Source organism: Streptomyces sp. NBC_01197 (assembly GCF_036010505.1).
Lineage (GTDB): Bacteria > Actinomycetota > Actinomycetes > Streptomycetales > Streptomycetaceae > Streptomyces.
The window spans coordinates 3,804,409-3,819,922 of record NZ_CP108569.1; the positions used below are offsets into that span (position 1 = coordinate 3,804,409).

Consider the following 15,514-nt stretch of genomic DNA (forward strand, 5'->3'; position numbering starts at 1 on the left):
CCGGGGTACTGCCGGAGGGGCTCGCCGATCAGCGCACGGTCACGCTGAAGACGGGGGAGACCGTGCTCCCGCTGACGATGCGCAGCTGGTTCTTGCCCTTGATGCCGAGCTTGACGCCCAGCGAGTAGGAGCCGCTGTGGTTGACGGGCGCGGAGGCGGGCAGCGAGACCCACTTGCTCCCCTGCTTCTGCTGGAGGGTCACCTTGGCGCCCGCCTTGAGGCCGGTCGTGGTGCCGGTGACCCGGAAGAGCTGCCAGGCCTTCACCGAGCTCGCCGACGGCTTAGCCGTGATGGAGGCCTTGGCGGCGACGGCCGTCTGCGCGACGGGGGTGGTGCTGGGTGCGGTCGGGGCATCGGCCATCGCGGCAGTGCCTGCCAGCGCGACGGTCGCTGCGGCGAGCGTGCTGACGGCGGCGAGACGCAGGGAGTGGCGCTTGGTGACGATCATGAGTGTCCCTTTCGATGAGGTTCTCTGATTTCACACAAAGGTGAGACAAATACTTTTGGTGTGGGTCTCACATGAAAAGACGATCGAGTACCCGGATGCGTTGTTGGCTCTGTGTAACCGTCCTGTAACAGGCTCGCCCGCCCTCGTCCGCCCCGCCCTCGTCCTCTCCCCTCCTCACTCTGCTCCCTGTCCTTCCCGCCCGCCTCCTCGGAGCAGCGGCCACGCCCGGGATTCCATCGACGCGTGGGGGCCCATCTGGTAGGTCTCGGGCCATGACTTCTTCAGATTCCGGGCCGGAGGCCTTCGCGGAACTCCTCCCCGCCACCAGGCGGGCGCTGCTGCACCGCATCGCCGTCGCGCAGTCCGAGGGCCGAGTGCCGTCGCTGGTCGCGGCGGTGATGCGGAACGGGCGGATGGTGTGGTCAGGGGCGCGCAGTTGCGTGGACGGCCATGCGCCGGACGCGAATACGCAGTACCGGATCGGCTCGATCACCAAGCCTTTCACCGCGGTCGCTGTGATGCGCCTGCGTGACGAGGGGCTGCTCGATCTGGCGGATCCGCTGGAGAAGTACGTTCCCGGTACCGGAGCCGGCGAGGTGACGATCGCTCAGCTGCTGAGCCACACCGCGGGTCTGGCGGCGGAGACGCCCGGTGAATGGTGGGAGCGGTCGTCGGCCGCGCTGCGGCCCGGTCTTCCGGATCTGCTCGGTGAGCGGCCGCGGGTGCATCCGGCCGGGCGGCGCCACCACTACTCCAACCCCGGATACGCCCTGCTCGGTGCGGTGGTGGAGGCGCTGCGCGGTGCGGCGTGGGCGGACGTGGTGCAGCGCGAGATCTGCGTACCGCTGGGAATGGACCGTACGAGCGCTCAGCCGCAGGCGCCCCACGCCGGTGCGTGGGCGGTTCATCCGTGGGCGGACGCGCTGCTGCCGGAGCCGGCCGAGGACCTGGGGCTGATGGCGCCCGCGGGGCAACTGTGGTCGACGGCCGCCGACTTGTGCCGCTTCGCCGCTTTCCTGGCGGAGGGCGACGACCGGGTGCTCAGCGCGGAGACCGTACGGGAGATGCGTGCGCCCGCTGCCGCGCCGGAAGCGGACGAGTGGGACGGCGGGTACGGGCTCGGTATCCAGCTCGCACAGCGCGACGGCCGGACGCTGGCCGGACACACCGGATCGCTGCCGGGATTCGTGGCCGGACTGTGGGTGAGCGTGGCGGACGGGATGGCTGCGGTGGCGCTCTCGAACAGCACGTCGGGGGTCGGACCGCGGGTGGCCGCCGAGCTGATCCGGATCGTGGCGGAGTCGGAACCCATCATTCCGGAGCCCTGGCGTCCGCTGTCGGAGGTCGATCCCGGTCTGCTCGAATTGGCGGGGCCCTGGTACTGGGGGACATCGGTGAGCGGTCTGCGTCTCAAGGCGGACGGCGGGATGGAGTTCGGGCCGCTGGCAGGCGGCGGTCGGAGTTCCCGGTTCCGCGCGGAGCGGGACGGCAGCTGGACCGGGCTCGACGGCTACTTCGCGGGGGAGACGCTGCGGGTCGTACGACGGGACGGCGAGGTGAGCCATCTGGATCTGGGCTCGTTCGTCTTCACGCGGCAGCCGTACGACCCGGGGGCGCCGGTGCCGGGCGGCGTCGACGAGGGGGGCTGGCGGGGGCTGCCGTAACGGACGGAGGTCCACCGGGCTCGCCACCGTACGAAGCACCGGCAGGCCTCCGGGCTCGCCACCGTACGAAACACCGGGCGGGCCTCCGGGCTCGCCACCGTACGAACCAGCGGCCCTCCGCTTCGTAGCTTCGCCGGCCCGGCGGCTTCGTCAGCCCGACAGTTCCCGCTCCAGCGGGGTCCGGAACCGTGGTGTGATCCGTGCGTCCCCCACCCACTCGGTGAGCCGTTCGGCCTCCGCCCCGACCGCCTCGGTGGCCGCCTGTCCCGGATCCGTCAGCAGGCGCCACACCACTTCGCCGTCCGTGCGCTGCGCCCAGCCGCCGACGATCCGTCCGTTCCACCACACCGTCGGGCCGATGTTGCCCGAGCGGTCGAAGAGCGCCGGGCGGTGGTCGGCGTCGAGGTGGAAAGTGCGGTCGGCCCACCCCATGGCGCTGGGGTCGAGGCCGGGGAGCAGGGCCGCCCACGGTTCCGTGGGCGGTTCGGGAGCGGTGTCGCCCGGTGCGACGAAACCGCGGGCCCCGCCGTCCAGTAGGACCTCCTCCGCGCCGACCGCCGTGAGGGCCCTGCGGGTGTCCGCCAGAGTCCATCCCGTCCACCACTTGAGGTCGGCCTCGGTCGCGGGGCCGTAGGAGAGCAGCCAGCGGCGGGCCAGCTCGGCCTTGGCCTCGGGGACCGGGAGGGCGGGCCAGGACGTACCGGCCGTCCAGCGGAACTGGCTCGATGTCCAGGAGCCGCGCGGTCGGTCGCGGCGGATGCGGCCGTCGGCGGCCATCAGCCGGATGACCCGGGTGGCGACGCCCTGGACGGCCTCCCACTTCTTGCCCGGGAAGACCGTGATCTTCGTACGGAGAGCGGGAACCGCGGCGGAGAGTTCGCTGCCGGTGCAGGGGCCGCGTTCGGCGAGCGTGGCCAGCGTCGCTGCCTCGGCGTCAGCCAGCCAGCGCTCGTCCAGGCCGCCGCCGTCCTCGGTGAGGTGTTTGAGGAACGTCCTGCGCTCCTTGGCCGCGATTGCGCGGGCCGTGGACGCGTCGACGCAGGGGGCCACGTCCCGCGACATCGCGAAGAGCGTGTTGCGCAGGGAGAGCAGCCGGACCAGGGAGACGTCGTCGTACAGGGCGCGTTCGAGGGCGGCCGGGCTCGCCTCGGTCAGTCGTGCGCAGACGGAGAGACAGAGGGTCGCCGCGTCGGTGGCATGGAGGGCGACGACGGCGTCGGACACCTCGACGGGGGTGGCGGCCCGCACGGAGGGCGCGAGGCGGTGACGCCGGCCCAGACGGGCACGGCGCTGCTCGTTGTTGATCCGGTGCATGGCCGGGGCTTCCCGTTCCGTTGGTCTCTCGCTGGGTTCTGGCTTCGGCTCTCGCGGTGCCGTTCTTCTCTCGCTCTGTTCTGTTCTCTGTCCGACGCCGCTGAGGGTCAGAGCTGGAGCTTGAAACCGAGGTGGCTCGCGGTGAATCCGAGCCTCTCGTAGAAGCGGTGGGCGTCGGCCCGGGTGGCGTCCGACGTCAGCTGGACCAACTGGCAGCCCTGGTTGCGGGAAGTGTCGACGGCCCACTCGATGAGCCGGGTGCCGAGACCGCTGCCGCGCTCGTCGCCGTGGATACGTACGCCTTCGATGATGGAGCGGGTGGCGCCCCGCCGGGAGAGTCCGGGGATGACGGTGAGCTGGAGCGTGCCGACGACGCGGTCCTCGCGCACTGCGACGACCAGGTGCTGTTGCGGGTCGGCGGCGATCCGCCGGTGCGCCGTGGTGTACGGGCCGAGGTCGTCCGGGGACTCACGCTGGGCACCGAGCGGGTCGTCGGCCAGCATCGCCACGATCGCGGGGATGTCGTTCTCGTGCGCGGGGCGTATCTCCAGATCGCTCATGGTGCGCAGAGTACGCGGCCCGGTCGGCGGCGGGGCCCCGGCCGGATCAGGCGGGATGGTTGAGCTCGGGATGGTTGAGCTCTTCGACCGCGCGTACGAGAGGTGCCAGCTCGGGGTCGGCCGCGGCTTCGTCGAGAGCCTCGCGCAGGGCGCGGGCGTTGGTGGGGCGGGCCTCCTCCAGGAGCGTGAGGCCGGCTTCGGTGACGTCGGTGTAGATGCCGCGGCGGTCGGTGTCGCAGAGGTAGCGCGTGAGCAGTCCACGGTCCTCCTGACGGGTGACGAGGCGGGTGGTGGCGCTCTGGCTGAGGACCACGGCGTCGGCGACCTGCTTCATCCGGAGATGGCCGCCGGGGCCGTCGTGCTGACGGCTGAGGGTGTCGAGAAGCGAGTACTCGCGCACGCTGAGCCGGTGGCCCCGCTGGAGGGCTTTTTCGATATGCGCCTCGATGCGGCCGTGCAGCAGCGAGAGAGCGCACCAGCCCTGAGAGAGACCGGTGGGTGCGGTGAGTGCGGGGTCGGTCACTGCCAAGAGTGGTCTCCTCCGTCGTCCTGTCCGTGGCCCTGCACCGCGGCCTGCTGTCGGGCCGGCCCGCCGCTGACCTGCCCGTGCGGTGCGAGGCGGCTTTGCCTGGGCGGTGCTCCGGGGGCGGTGCTCTGTGGCGGGCGGGTACTCACGGTAGGCGACGATCGGCGATAGCCCGCGCTTGCAATTAATGAGCGCACGCAAGTATTGTCCCTGCATGTAAAGCGCTCACGCAAGCAAATTTCTCGCTCGGTACCGGAAGGTGAAATCCATGCCCATCGCGCTCCTCGCCCTGGCCATCGGGGCGTTCGGGATCGGAACCACCGAGTTCGTGATCATGGGATTGCTGCCGCAGGTCGCGGACTCCTTCCAGGTCTCGATCCCCACTGCCGGGTTCCTGATCACCGGTTACGCGCTGGGGGTGGTCGCCGGAGCCCCCCTCATGACCGTCCTCGGCACCCGAGTGCCTCGCAAGAAGATGCTGATGCTGCTGATGGGGCTGTTCATCATCGGCAATGTGGTCTCCGCGACCGCCCCGGTGTTCGGTGTGATGCTCGCCGGGCGGATTGTCGCCTCGTTCGCACACGGCGCGTTCTTCGGTATCGGTTCGGTCGTGGCCGCGGGCCTGGTGGCACCGCAGAAGAAGGCGGGCGCCATCGCGATGATGTTCACCGGGCTGACCCTGGCCAATGTCATCGGTGTGCCGCTGGGCACCCTCATCGGCCAGGACATCGGCTGGCGGCTCACGTTCCTGCTCGTCGCCGGACTCGGCGTCGTGGGACTGCTGGGTGTCGCCAAGCTCGTACCGCAGCAGCCCGGGCCGGAGGGTGTCCGGTTGCGGCATGAGATCGCCGCCTTCCGCAATGTGCAGGTGCTGCTCGCGATGGCGATGACGGTTCTCGGCTTCGGCGGGGTTTTCGCCGCGATCACCTACATCTCGCCGATGATGACCTCCGTCGCCGGATTCTCCGAGGGCGGCGTCACCTGGCTGCTGGTGCTGTTCGGCCTCGGCATGGTCAGCGGCAACCTGATCGGTGGCCGCTTCGCCGACCGCGCGCTGATGCCGATGCTGTACGTGTCGCTGGGCGGGCTGGCCCTGGTCCTGGGGCTGTTCACGCTCACCGCGCACGACCGGATCGCTTCGGCGGTCACGGTCTTCCTGATCGGCGGGCTCGGGTTCGCGACCGTTTCGCCGCTGCAGAAGAGGGTGCTCGACCAGGCGTCGGGGGCGCCGACACTGGCCTCCGCCGTCAACATCGGAGCCTTCAACCTCGGTAACGCGCTCTCCGCTTGGCTCGGCGGGATCGTCATCAGCGCGGGTCTCGGCTACACCGCCCCCAACTGGGTTGGTGCGGTTCTCGCCGCGTCGGCGCTGGTCCTCGCTCTGGTCTCCAGCACGCTGGAGCGCCGGAGCGGGCCGGTGGGCCCGGCCGGGTCCGTGACCCGGGTCGTGGCCGGGAGTGCGCCGGCCGAACCGACGTCGCCGCCCGAGCGGACAGCCCCGGCCGACCGGACACTCCAGGCCGAACCGACGCCGGTGACCGGGCTGGCCCCGGAAGTGTCTGCGAACCGCTGAACGGCGCCCGGCTGCCGGCCCTCAGCCCGCCGCGACCGTCAGGGGCGTGAAGCGGCGGGTCCAGTCGCCCGGCAGTTCCGGGATCTCCCGCGTCATCACGGTGTTGAAACTCGTCGACTCCATCCCGCAGGACTTGACCCAGTCGAGGAGTTCCACATGGCGTACGTCGATGTCGGCGCGCAGCGGGCGGTCGGTGCCGACCGCGAGCGAGGCGATCAGGGCCTGTGCGCTCGCGGTGTCGCGGGCGATCAGCGGCCCGACCACATGGCTGTCCGTGCTGGGCCAGACTGCCGCATAACCGGTGATCCCGTCGGCGTCCTCGACGACACGCAACTGGTCGGCGAAGGCGGGCAGTCGCGTGATCATGTGGGTGCGGTCCTCGCCGAAGACCTCGTGGTCGAGGCGGAGCATCGCGGGCAGATCGCCGGCCGTGGCCGGACGGGTGGCCACGGCGGCTGCCGGGCCTTGGGGGTGGAAGGGGCCGCGGACCATCTCGGCCCTGCCCACGGCCCGGAAGCCGAGCCTCTCGTAGAGCGGCCGCCCGAGCGCCGTGGCGTGCAACGTGAGCGGAATGCCGTCGAACTCTGCGATGACATGGCGCATCATCCGCAGGCCGGCACCCTGCCGTGCGTACTCATCCGCGACCAGGAGCATGCCGATGGCGGCCAGCCCTGAGCCGTACGAGGTGACGACACACGCGGTTGCCAGCCCCTTGCCCACGGGGTCGTCGATTCCGTAACCCGTCCCGGCCGCGAGCAGCAGCCCCCACTTGTGATCGTCACGCGGCCAGCCGCGATTCTCCGAGAGATCGGCGCAGGAGGTGAGGTCACCAAGGGCCAGGCGGCGGATGGGCAGCTCGTCGAGGGATGAGGGCATGGTGGTCAGGCTCGCTGATGGGGGCGTACGCCGTCCACCGGTTTCCGGGATGTTTGCCCCTTGTTCCGGTACGCCCGGCCGCGTGCGGTCAGGCCCCACGGTTTCAGCACCGAGATGGCTGTCATGAAGAAGTACGCGGTGGAGGCGACAGTGGGAGCGGCGACCAGACTCAGATCGGGATGCCCGGCTGCGGCAGCCCCGTTGATCTGCGTTCGGAGCGCCAGGGCGGAGGCGGTGAGGGTGGCGAGGGTCAGCCAGAACTTGGTCCACACCCAGCGGTAGCGGGCCAGCCCCCAGTGCGTCCCGAGGGAGAGCACCACTCCGCTGATCAGAGTGAGCAAGCCGATCGGGATGACCAGCCAGTCGCTGAAAACCTTCATCGCCCGGTACGCGGCCTCCGTCATGGGTGCGTCGGCGCAGATGTACGCGGTGACCCCGAGCGCGAGCAGCCCGATGGTCAGGCCCAGCCAGCCCACCGATACGGCGACATGGACTACGAGGGCACCCCGGCGTGCGGAGCGGGTCAGAGGTTTCACGTGAAACACCGTGCCGCGTATCCGGCTTCAGGGCATCTGTCAGCGGGAGTAAGCGGCTGTACTAGCCTCGGCGTACATGGCGCGCCTGCATCTTTTCGACCTCGACGGGACCCTCATCCGTGGCTCGGCCGCGCCGGTGGAGATATCCCGCCAGCTGGGATTGCTGGAGGAGATCGGCGTGCTGGAGCGGGATCTGGTCTCGGGGCGGATCGGTCCACCGGATTACGCGGTGGAGGTGCACGCGCTCTGGTCCGGACTCACCGCGGATCATGTGGCGGCCGCTTTCGACGCCGCGCCGTGGCTCGCCGGGATCCAGGAGGTCTGGCGGGACATCAGGGAGCGCGGCGACTACTGCGCGGTCATTTCGCTCTCGCCGTCGTTTTTCGTGGAGCGGCTGCTCGGCTGGGGTGCGCATGCGGCGTACGGCTCACGCTTCCCGGAGGTGCCGTTCAGCCGGCCGGTGGACCCCTCTGGCATTCTCAGCGCGGCCGCGAAGGTCCGGATCGCGGACCGGCTCTGCACGGAGTTCGCCGTCAGGCGGGCGGACTGCATCGCCTATGGGGACTCGATGTCGGACGTGGAACTCTTCGGAGCGGTGCCCCTGTCGGTCGCGGTGAACGCGGACGGCCATCTGGCGGGACTGGCCACGCACAGCTACGCGGGCGGCGATCTGCGCGAGGCCTATGGGCTCGTCGCCGGGACCAACGGGAACTGCCCCGGGACCGACGGGAACTGACGCGAAACTGACCGGTACTGCGGGCGCCGACCGGCACCCGCACCGGCACAGACCGGCATCGGCCGACCCGGACCGAGACCGACGGGCAGGCCCGCCGATCGCTGCCGACTCTGCCCCGTCCCACCCCCAGCAGCCAGGACTCAGCCCAGGTCTGCGGCCTGGAGCGCCCGGACCCCTTCGATGTTCCCGTCGAGATAGTGCCGCAGCGAGAGCGGCACCAGATGGACAGCCGCGATCCCGACCCGGCTGAAGGGGACGCGCACGATTTCGTACTCGCCGCAGGGCTCTTCCATCTCGGGCCCGTGCCGCAGGGCCGGATCCATCGACGCCAGCCGGCAGACGAAGAAGTGCTGCACCTTCACGCCGGCCACCCCGCCGCCTTCGGGGATGTGCTCGACGGTGTCGACGAAGCAGGGCACCACGTCGGTGATCTTGGCGCCGAGTTCCTCGTCGATCTCCCGGTGCAGGGCTTCGACCACGGTGGAGTCCTCGGCCTCCACCCCGCCGCCGGGTGTCACCCAGTACGGTTCCACGCCGGGCTTGGTCCGCTTGATGAGGATCAGGTGGTCGCCGTCGAGGAGCACGGCTCGGGCGGTGCGCTTGACCACTGAACGTTCGGTCATGGAAGGAGATTGGCCCGTGAAACCGGTTCCGAAACGCATCACCTGCCCCGGAACCTACCCTCAGGACCAGTCGGAGGCCGCCCGCAGCAGCCACTCCTGGGCCCGTGCGATGTGCGGAAGCGCCAGCGTGCCGGTGCGTACGGCGAGAAAGTAGGTACGCAGCGGTGGCACCGGCGGATCCAGCAGCGCCACCACCTCACCCCGCTCCAGGGCGTCCTGGCAGAGATAGCGCGGCAGTACGGCGAGCCCGGCGCCTGCCACCACCGCCTGCTGGACGGCCCGCAGATCGGGCGCGACGACCGCGCCGGTCTCGGCGGGGCGTGCGTCGAAGACGGTGCTCCAGTAGCGGGAGACGAACGGCAGCGACTCATGGACCTCCACCACGGGCAGGTCCTTCAGTACGGATGGCCCCCGGTGCCGCAGTGTCCCCGGGCCGATCCGGGCGGCCCAGCGGGGAGACGCGACCAGGACGTGTTCCTCGTCGCAGAGCGCGGTCGCGGTCAGGAGTTCACCGCGTGGCCGCGCCGTGGTGATGGCGAGGTCGTGGTGTCCTGCGCCGAGCCCGTCCAAGGCCTCCTCGGTGTTGCCGAACGAGGCCCGCAGCGCGATGCCCTGCGAAATCAGCGAGGTGAGCGCGGGCAGGGCGCGCACCGCGGTGAACTCCGGCGGCCCCGCCAGGTGCAGTGTGCGGCTTCCGGCCTCCTCGTCGATGCCTGTCTCGGCGATCTCCGCGAGTGCGTCCAGATGCGGTGCCGCGCGGTGGGCGAGTTCGTCCCCGATGGACGTCGGGGTGACGCCACGGGCCCTGCGCAGGAACAGCGGTCGCCCCAACTGCCTTTCCAGGGTGCGTATCTGGCTGGTCACCGCGGGCTGGGAGAGCCCGAGCAGTGCGGCGGCGCGGGTGAAGGACCCGGCACGGTGCACGGCGACGAAGGTGCGGAGCAGGGCCAGATCCATGTCCGTACCGTCCCGTTCTGACTGTGGCGAAGTGTCCCGGCCCCCGGCAAAAGTATAAATAAGTCGATAGGTCGCTGCCGCTACTGTGATTGGACACTGACGCTGAGTCAACTAGCCTTGTGCAGGCGGTCCTTCGCGTTGACCGGGGAACCGGGACGGCCCGAGCCATGAGGGGGGAGGCTCGGACCGTCCGTAGCACCCGTCGCGGAGCCGTCGGCGCGGCCCGCATGCCGCTGCTGCCGCTGCCCGCTGCCGGAGCTGACCGCTACCGCTCCCGCGCCGCCTCGTCCAGGGCCCTCAGGACGTCCGCCACCAGATCGCGGGTGTCCTCGACACCTGCGGAGAAGCGGATGAACCCTTCCGGCACGGCGTCGCCGCCCCAGCGTCCGCGCCGCTCGGCGGTGGAGCGGACGCTGCCGAAACTGGTCGCGTCATCGACCAGCTCCAGGGCGTCGAGAAAGCGTTCAGCATGGTCGCGGTCCGGCAGTACGAACGAGACCACGCAGCCGAAGCGGCGCATCTGGCCGGCCGCCGTGGCATGCGAGGGGTCCGACGGCAGCCCGGGATGGCGCAGGCCCTCGATCTCCGCGCGTCCGGACAGCGCCTCGGCGAGCGCCAGGGCGTTCGCGGACTGCCGGTCGGCGCGCAGCTGGATCGTGGCGAGCGAGCGGTGCGCGAGCCAGGCTTCCATCGGCCCGGGGATCGCTCCGACGACCTTGCGCCACTTCCGTACTCGCGCCGCGAGCTCCGCGTCGCGGCAGGTGACATAGCCGAGCAGGATGTCGCCGTGCCCGGTGAGCCCCTTGGTGCCGCTGGCCACGGAGAAGTCCGCGCCGAGGTCGAGGGGTCGCTGTCCGAGCGGGGTCGCGAGGGTGTTGTCCACCGCGACCAGCGTCCCGCCGGCGTGCGCGGCCGCCGCTAGCCGCCGTACGTCGCAGACGTCCAGACCGGGATTGGACGGGGTCTCGATCCACAGGAGCCGGGCGCCGACCAGGGCGCCGAGCTGTGCGTCGCCACCGGTCGGCGCGGTCCGTACCCCGACGCCGTACGCGTCGAGCTGTTCCCTTACGAGTGGCAGCGCCTGGTATCCGTCGTCGGGCAGCACCACCGTGTCGCCCGCGCGGGCCTGGGAGAGCAGGACGGCCGATACGGCCGCCATTCCGGAGGCGAAGGTGACCGTCTCGGCGGGCTCGTCCGGGGACTCCAGCTCGCTGATGGCCGCTTCGAGGTGCGTCCAGGTCGGGTTGGTGTCGCGTCCGTAGGTGTAAGGCCCGGTGGGCTCGCCCGGCAGGTGGTAGTGGGCGGCGAACACCGGCCCCGGCAGGGTCGGTTCGTACTTCACCGGTGCGGGCAGCCCGGCCCGTACCGCTCGTGTTCCGTCTCCGGGACCCGTGGCGGGCGTGTTCATGGCGGATGTGTTCATGGCGGGGGTGCTCATACGGCCTCAGTCCTCATCGGGCAGGACGACGTTCATCGCCCACGAGACGACCGAGATGATCAGGCCGCCGAGTACAGCGGTCCAGAAGCCGTGGACGTGGAAGGAGAGGTCGAGCTTCCCGGACAGCCAGGAAGTCAGCAGCAGCATCAGGGCGTTGATCACCAGAGTGATCAGCCCCAGTGTGAGGATGAACAGGGGGAAGGCGATCAGCTTCACGATCGGCTTGACGACGAAGTTCACCAGGCCGAAGATCACCGCGACGATGATCAGGGTGAGTGTCTTGCGGCCGGTGGAGTCGCCGGTGAGCGTGATGTCCTGAAGGAGCCAGATGGCTACGAAGAGTGCTGCGGCGTTGGCAACCGTCTTGACTACGAAATTCTTCATGTGTCTGATCGTGGCAGACACGATCGGTACGAGTGCAGGGGCTGACGAGCGATGAAAGCATTCCGGCTGGACGAACTGGAGGCGGAGCGTGCTGCCAACGACGGCGCGTATCTGCAGTTCCTGCGCGAACGGAACATGTCGGTGGGGCTCTACGCGCTGGACGCGGGAGCGACCGACCGCCAGCAGCCGCACGGCCAGGACGAGGTGTACTTCGTGGTGAGCGGACGGGCGTCGATCACGGTCGGTACGGAGACGACCGAGGTCGCGCGGGGCGGGGTGGTGTACGTACCCGCCGGGGTGACGCACAAGTTCCACCACATCTCCGAGGACCTGCGGGTTCTGGTGGTCTTCTCGCCGCCCGAGAGCTGACCGCAGGCCCCGGACACCGCTGTCCCGTAGGGGGCGGATCAGGGGATTCCAAGGGCTGAGCGGCCGCCGCCGAACCCTCCGGCGCCTTTAGCATCGAGAGCAGAGCACCCGGAGTGGCCGGTGTGGTCCAGGAAGATCCAGGAAGAGGTAGGACGATGGCGGTCCGAGAGATTTTCGCGGGAATGCCGTGGTGGGTGAAGTGGGTAGCGGTGCCCGTTCTCGTGCTGATCGTGTTCGGCGGTCTCATCGCGACCGTCATCGGCTTTGTGATCGGGCTGCTCTTCAAGGCCCTGCTCCTGGTGGCGCTCGTCGCCGGACTGATCTACGTCGTACGGAAGTTCACCTCGTCCTCGTCCTCGCGGAACGACTGGTAGAACGGCGCGACCGGTCGGCGCGGCCAGTAGTAAGGCGGCGACTGGTCGTACGACGGAATCGGAAGAAGGTTGCCGGGCCCGGGCTGGTGTACCCGTGCGGTCGTTAGCCCGGCTGAGGGATGGGGCAGCGAATCCCCACGCCCGGACGGAGGCTGTGGCTACAGTGAGAAATCCCTGCCGCCTCCTCGGGAAACTGGCCTGAAGAAGGCGCTGACCAGCGGATTGTGCGCGGCGGGGCCCACGGGGGAAGCCCTCGCGGGCAGAGATCCGCCGTCGGCATGCTGGGGGTGACCTTTGGCCACAGCGCCTCACACCGCTGCGCCGACACTGGTCGGCTCGGTGCAGCGCGCGCTCAGACTGCTGGAGGCCGTCAGCTCCCACAGCGGCGTAGCCCCCGCGAAACAGCTCGCCAGGGAGGCTGGACTCCCCCTCCCGACCGCCTATCACCTGCTGCGCACCCTGGCCCACGAGGGCTATGTGCGCCGGGAGAACGGCGTGTTCGTCCCCGGAGCCGCCGCCGAGCGGGCCGAATCGCTCAACTCCTGGCGGGACGCGCTCGGGGTACCAATTTATTTTGCGGCCTACCGCGAGGGTGAGATCGACCTCGTCGCGGTCGCCGACACACCCGCCGCGCCCGCCGTCGAGGAGTGGGCGGACTTCCGGGAAACCGGTCATGCACACGCCCTCGGCCAGCGTCTGCTGAGCCGGCTCGACGAAGCCTCCCGCAGAGATCATCCGGACCGCCATCCGGTGCGTCCGCTGACCCGCTGTTCGGTACGTGACCGGTGCGTCCTGCTGCGAAGACTGGCTGCGACGGAACGGACACAACCGGTTGTCGAGCAGCAGGAGTCCGCACTCGGAACCGGCTGTGCGGCCATCCCGGTCGCGGTCGGTCCAGGTGCTGCGGTGATAGCCGTCTCGGGCCCGGTGCACCGGCAAGTACGGTTGCTCTCCGCTGCTAAAACGTTACGGTCCGAGGCCGGGGCTTTGCTCGATTCGCTTGCGTTCTCTATCAGTATCTGAAATATCACTCCTTGTGATCTGTTTGCGCTTACAGCACGATTACGTCAAGAGGGCCTGGCGGTTCATTCCCGGCCATCTTGTGAACCAACACGGCGTCTACTGCGGGGTAGGGACATGAGCGAATCGGTCCAGGCAGAGGTCATGATGAACTTCCTCGTCTCCGAGGAGCTCTCCTTCCGTATCCCGGTGGAGCTGTGCTACGAGGTGAGCGATCCGTACGCGGTCCGGATGACCTTCCATCTTCCCGGAGACGCCCCGGTGACCTGGACGTTCGGCCGTGAGCTGCTTCTCGACGGGATCAATGCCCCCACGGGGGACGGCGACGTGCACATTGCGCCCAGTGATCCGGCAGGACTGTCCGACGTCCATCTGCGCCTCCAGGTCGGGGCCGACCGTGCGCTGTTCCGGGCGGGGAGCGCCCCGTTGATCGCCTTCCTGGACCGCACCGACAAGATCGTCCCGCTCGGCGAGGAGCGCAGTCTGGGCGACTTCGACGGACATCTGGAGGCAGCCCTCGGCCGGATCCTCGCCGAGGAGAACGCGGGCTGAGGTCGAGACCTGAGAGTCGAGGGCTGAGAGTTGAGCGCTGCGAACTGGTGCCTGCGAACTGGTGCCTGCGAGTTGAGGCCCGGGAGCTGAGCCCTGAGCGAGCGCGGAGATCCGACAGCTCAGTGCTTGCGACGGCGGCCCCCGCCGCCCCGCGCGAGGCCCCCCACGGAGAGCGCCCAGCCCGCCCCGCGGCCCGCGCGGTCGGTTACGCGGCGGTCGGTTCCGTGGCCGGGACGGTCGGCCGAGACCACGAGCGCGGCGAGCGCCGTGGTCACCGGCACCGAGGCGACCAGCCCGATCGAGCCAACCAGGGTCCGTACGATCTCCTCCGCGACCAGCTCGGAGTTCGCCACCGTCCCCACGCTGCTCTGCGCGATGGAGAAGAGCAGCAGCAGGGGCAGCGCCGCGCCCGCGTAGGCCAGGACGAGTGTGGTTGACGACGGACGCGATGTGGTCGCGGCCGATCCGGATGCCGGCCCGGTAGAGCCCGCGGGCCCCCATCGTGGGGTCGGCCTGGTGCAGTTCCCAGACGGCGGAGGTCTGCGTGACGGTCACGTCGTCCAGCACCCCGAGCGATCCGATGATGACGCTCGCCAGCAGCAGCCCACTCATGTCGATGTGCGGGTAGAGGCCGTGGATCAGCCCGGTGCTGTCGTCGGTGTTGCCCGTCAGGCTCGCCCAGCCGACGAAGAGCGAACCGAGCAGCCCGATCAGCATCAGCGAGACGAGCGTGCCGATGACGGCGACCGAGGTCCGCGCCGTCAGGCCATGGCAGGTGTAGAGCGCGATCAGCATGATGGCGCTCGCCCCGATCACTGCCACGACCAGCGGATTCGACCCGTGCAGGATCGCCGGCAGGATGAACAGCGTCAGCACGGCGAAGCTGACGGCCAGCGCTACCAGCGCCATCAGCCCGCGCAGCCGGCCCACGGCGACCACCACCAGTGCGAAGATGCCGGCGAGCAGCGCCATCGGGAACTTCCGGTCCACGTCGGACACCGAGTACTGCAGGTCACGGGGTGCGTCGGGGGCGTACGCCACGATCACGCCCTGCCCCTGGTGCAACTGGCGCGGAGAGTCCGGCTGGACGATCTCGGTGAAGGTACGGCCCTTGTCCTTGCCGCTCGTCACCTCGATCTTCGCCTTCTTGCACTGGGTGCCCTGCGCGGCCGCACCGGCGCCGGCCTGCTGTTCCGCCGCGCCCGCACCGCCGCCCCCGCCGTCGGTCGGCGGTGACTGACTTCCGTGCACGTCCTTGCAGTTGACCGGAGTGATCTCCACCACATCACCCTGCTGTGTCTGCCGGTCGAATCCGACACCGCTGCGGGCATGATGCGGCGCACCGCCCGGCCAGAAGGCCGCGAGACCGACAACAACCGCCGCCGCGAAGGGAATCAGCACCGCTGCGATGACGTTGCGCAGCTGCTTGGACACGGGCGCGGCGGGGCCGTGACTGTGCGTGTGGCCGTGCCCGCCGGGAGGCTGTTCGGGGTGTGGGGTCACCGCCAGATCATCGCAAGAACGGGGAGGCCCTCTGTTCAGTGCGCGGTGAATGGCGTTAGCG

Annotated in this window: 17 protein-coding genes and 1 pseudogene; 7 read left to right on the top strand and 11 right to left on the bottom strand. The window is 69.8% G+C overall.

What is annotated here, in order from left to right:
* Window positions 1–28 precede the first annotated feature (28 nt).
* Window positions 29–448 (bottom strand): hypothetical protein, encoded by a 420-nt coding sequence (locus OG452_RS17310; protein WP_327296496.1) that lies wholly within the window; start codon window positions 446–448, stop codon window positions 29–31.
* Window positions 449–720: 272 nt separating this feature from the next.
* Here OG452_RS17310 and OG452_RS17315 point away from each other — a divergent pair, with 272 nt between their 5' ends.
* Window positions 721–2,112, top strand: coding sequence for a serine hydrolase domain-containing protein (locus OG452_RS17315; protein WP_327296497.1), 1,392 nt, complete (start codon window positions 721–723; stop codon window positions 2,110–2,112).
* A gap of 150 nt (window positions 2,113–2,262) precedes the next feature.
* On the opposite strand, the gene OG452_RS17320 is transcribed toward OG452_RS17315, so the two are convergent.
* The 3 genes from OG452_RS17320 to OG452_RS17330 all read right to left on the bottom strand — a co-directional run bounded on the left by OG452_RS17320 (window position 2,263) and on the right by OG452_RS17330 (window position 4,515).
* Window positions 2,263–3,426, bottom strand: coding sequence for a winged helix DNA-binding domain-containing protein (locus tag OG452_RS17320; RefSeq protein ID WP_327296498.1), 1,164 nt, complete (start codon window positions 3,424–3,426; stop codon window positions 2,263–2,265).
* A 107-nt stretch (window positions 3,427–3,533) separates the two neighbouring features.
* Window positions 3,534–3,986 carry a GNAT family N-acetyltransferase gene (locus OG452_RS17325; RefSeq protein ID WP_327296499.1) on the bottom strand — a complete coding sequence of 151 codons (453 nt, stop codon included), beginning with the start codon at window positions 3,984–3,986 and terminating at the stop codon, window positions 3,534–3,536.
* 46 nt (window positions 3,987–4,032) lie between these two features.
* Window positions 4,033–4,515, bottom strand: a complete 483-nt coding sequence (locus OG452_RS17330) for a MarR family winged helix-turn-helix transcriptional regulator (RefSeq protein WP_327296500.1) — start codon at window positions 4,513–4,515, stop codon at window positions 4,033–4,035.
* Window positions 4,516–4,780: 265 nt separating this feature from the next.
* Between OG452_RS17330 and OG452_RS17335 the strand changes: the two genes are divergently transcribed.
* On the top strand, window positions 4,781–6,085 hold the full coding sequence (locus tag OG452_RS17335; protein WP_327296501.1) for an MFS transporter: 1,305 nt from the start codon (window positions 4,781–4,783) through the stop codon (window positions 6,083–6,085).
* 21 nt (window positions 6,086–6,106) lie between these two features.
* Here the strand turns inward: OG452_RS17335 and OG452_RS17340 are convergent, their stop codons facing one another.
* Window positions 6,107–6,961 carry a GNAT family N-acetyltransferase gene (locus tag OG452_RS17340; protein WP_327296502.1) on the bottom strand — a complete coding sequence of 285 codons (855 nt, stop codon included), beginning with the start codon at window positions 6,959–6,961 and terminating at the stop codon, window positions 6,107–6,109.
* A gap of 5 nt (window positions 6,962–6,966) precedes the next feature.
* Window positions 6,967–7,497, bottom strand: a complete 531-nt coding sequence (locus OG452_RS17345) for a DUF2269 domain-containing protein (RefSeq protein WP_327296503.1) — start codon at window positions 7,495–7,497, stop codon at window positions 6,967–6,969.
* 76 nt (window positions 7,498–7,573) lie between these two features.
* On the opposite strand from OG452_RS17345, the gene OG452_RS17350 reads away from it, so the two are divergent.
* Complete coding sequence (locus OG452_RS17350) at window positions 7,574–8,233, top strand: HAD family hydrolase (protein ID WP_327296504.1); 660 nt, start codon at window positions 7,574–7,576, stop codon at window positions 8,231–8,233.
* Between the two features lie 140 nt (window positions 8,234–8,373).
* Here the strand turns inward: OG452_RS17350 and OG452_RS17355 are convergent, their stop codons facing one another.
* The 4 genes from OG452_RS17355 to OG452_RS17370 all read right to left on the bottom strand — a co-directional run bounded on the left by OG452_RS17355 (window position 8,374) and on the right by OG452_RS17370 (window position 11,635).
* Window positions 8,374–8,856, bottom strand: a complete 483-nt coding sequence (locus OG452_RS17355; RefSeq protein ID WP_327296505.1) for an NUDIX hydrolase — start codon at window positions 8,854–8,856, stop codon at window positions 8,374–8,376.
* Window positions 8,857–8,916: 60 nt separating this feature from the next.
* Window positions 8,917–9,813: a LysR family transcriptional regulator gene (locus OG452_RS17360; protein WP_327296506.1), complete on the bottom strand. Its 897-nt coding sequence runs from the start codon at window positions 9,811–9,813 to the stop codon at window positions 8,917–8,919.
* Window positions 9,814–10,078: 265 nt separating this feature from the next.
* Window positions 10,079–11,251 carry a cystathionine gamma-lyase gene (locus tag OG452_RS17365; RefSeq protein ID WP_442810033.1) on the bottom strand — a complete coding sequence of 391 codons (1,173 nt, stop codon included), beginning with the start codon at window positions 11,249–11,251 and terminating at the stop codon, window positions 10,079–10,081.
* A 6-nt stretch (window positions 11,252–11,257) separates the two neighbouring features.
* Window positions 11,258–11,635 carry a phage holin family protein gene (locus tag OG452_RS17370; protein WP_327296507.1) on the bottom strand — a complete coding sequence of 126 codons (378 nt, stop codon included), beginning with the start codon at window positions 11,633–11,635 and terminating at the stop codon, window positions 11,258–11,260.
* A gap of 51 nt (window positions 11,636–11,686) precedes the next feature.
* On the opposite strand from OG452_RS17370, the gene OG452_RS17375 reads away from it, so the two are divergent.
* The 4 genes from OG452_RS17375 to OG452_RS17390 all read left to right on the top strand — a co-directional run bounded on the left by OG452_RS17375 (window position 11,687) and on the right by OG452_RS17390 (window position 13,950).
* Entirely contained in the window at window positions 11,687–12,004 is a 318-nt protein-coding gene (locus tag OG452_RS17375) for a cupin domain-containing protein (protein ID WP_266855268.1), read from the top strand.
* 155 nt (window positions 12,005–12,159) lie between these two features.
* Complete coding sequence (locus OG452_RS17380) at window positions 12,160–12,378, top strand: DUF5326 family protein (protein ID WP_266855269.1); 219 nt, start codon at window positions 12,160–12,162, stop codon at window positions 12,376–12,378.
* A 294-nt stretch (window positions 12,379–12,672) separates the two neighbouring features.
* On the top strand, window positions 12,673–13,401 hold the full coding sequence (locus OG452_RS17385; RefSeq protein WP_327296508.1) for an IclR family transcriptional regulator: 729 nt from the start codon (window positions 12,673–12,675) through the stop codon (window positions 13,399–13,401).
* Between the two features lie 114 nt (window positions 13,402–13,515).
* Window positions 13,516–13,950, top strand: a complete 435-nt coding sequence (locus tag OG452_RS17390; RefSeq protein WP_327296509.1) for an SsgA family sporulation/cell division regulator — start codon at window positions 13,516–13,518, stop codon at window positions 13,948–13,950.
* Between the two features lie 119 nt (window positions 13,951–14,069).
* On the opposite strand, the pseudogene OG452_RS17395 reads toward OG452_RS17390, so the two are convergent.
* Window positions 14,070–15,459 (bottom strand): annotated as a pseudogene (locus OG452_RS17395) (YibE/F family protein).
* Window positions 15,460–15,514: the final 55 nt, after the last annotated feature.

Excerpts from the sequence above, each read along its gene's own strand:
- OG452_RS17310 (WP_327296496.1), bottom strand. The coding sequence starts at position 448 with ATGATCGTCACCAAGCGCCACTCCCTGCGTCTCGCCGCCGTCAGCACG.
- OG452_RS17325 (WP_327296499.1), bottom strand. The coding sequence starts at position 3,986 with ATGAGCGATCTGGAGATACGCCCCGCGCACGAGAACGACATCCCCGCG.
- OG452_RS17335 (WP_327296501.1), top strand. The coding sequence starts at position 4,781 with ATGCCCATCGCGCTCCTCGCCCTGGCCATCGGGGCGTTCGGGATCGGA.
- OG452_RS17375 (WP_266855268.1), top strand. The coding sequence starts at position 11,687 with ATGAAAGCATTCCGGCTGGACGAACTGGAGGCGGAGCGTGCTGCCAAC.
- OG452_RS17370 (WP_327296507.1), bottom strand. The coding sequence starts at position 11,635 with ATGAAGAATTTCGTAGTCAAGACGGTTGCCAACGCCGCAGCACTCTTC.
- OG452_RS17320 (WP_327296498.1), bottom strand. The coding sequence starts at position 3,426 with ATGCACCGGATCAACAACGAGCAGCGCCGTGCCCGTCTGGGCCGGCGT.
- OG452_RS17315 (WP_327296497.1), top strand. The coding sequence starts at position 721 with ATGACTTCTTCAGATTCCGGGCCGGAGGCCTTCGCGGAACTCCTCCCC.
- OG452_RS17340 (WP_327296502.1), bottom strand. The coding sequence starts at position 6,961 with ATGCCCTCATCCCTCGACGAGCTGCCCATCCGCCGCCTGGCCCTTGGT.
- OG452_RS17365 (WP_442810033.1), bottom strand. The coding sequence starts at position 11,251 with ATGAGCACCCCCGCCATGAACACATCCGCCATGAACACGCCCGCCACG.
- OG452_RS17355 (WP_327296505.1), bottom strand. The coding sequence starts at position 8,856 with ATGACCGAACGTTCAGTGGTCAAGCGCACCGCCCGAGCCGTGCTCCTC.
- OG452_RS17390 (WP_327296509.1), top strand. The coding sequence starts at position 13,516 with ATGAGCGAATCGGTCCAGGCAGAGGTCATGATGAACTTCCTCGTCTCC.
- OG452_RS17380 (WP_266855269.1), top strand. The coding sequence starts at position 12,160 with ATGGCGGTCCGAGAGATTTTCGCGGGAATGCCGTGGTGGGTGAAGTGG.
- OG452_RS17360 (WP_327296506.1), bottom strand. The coding sequence starts at position 9,813 with ATGGATCTGGCCCTGCTCCGCACCTTCGTCGCCGTGCACCGTGCCGGG.
- OG452_RS17350 (WP_327296504.1), top strand. The coding sequence starts at position 7,574 with ATGGCGCGCCTGCATCTTTTCGACCTCGACGGGACCCTCATCCGTGGC.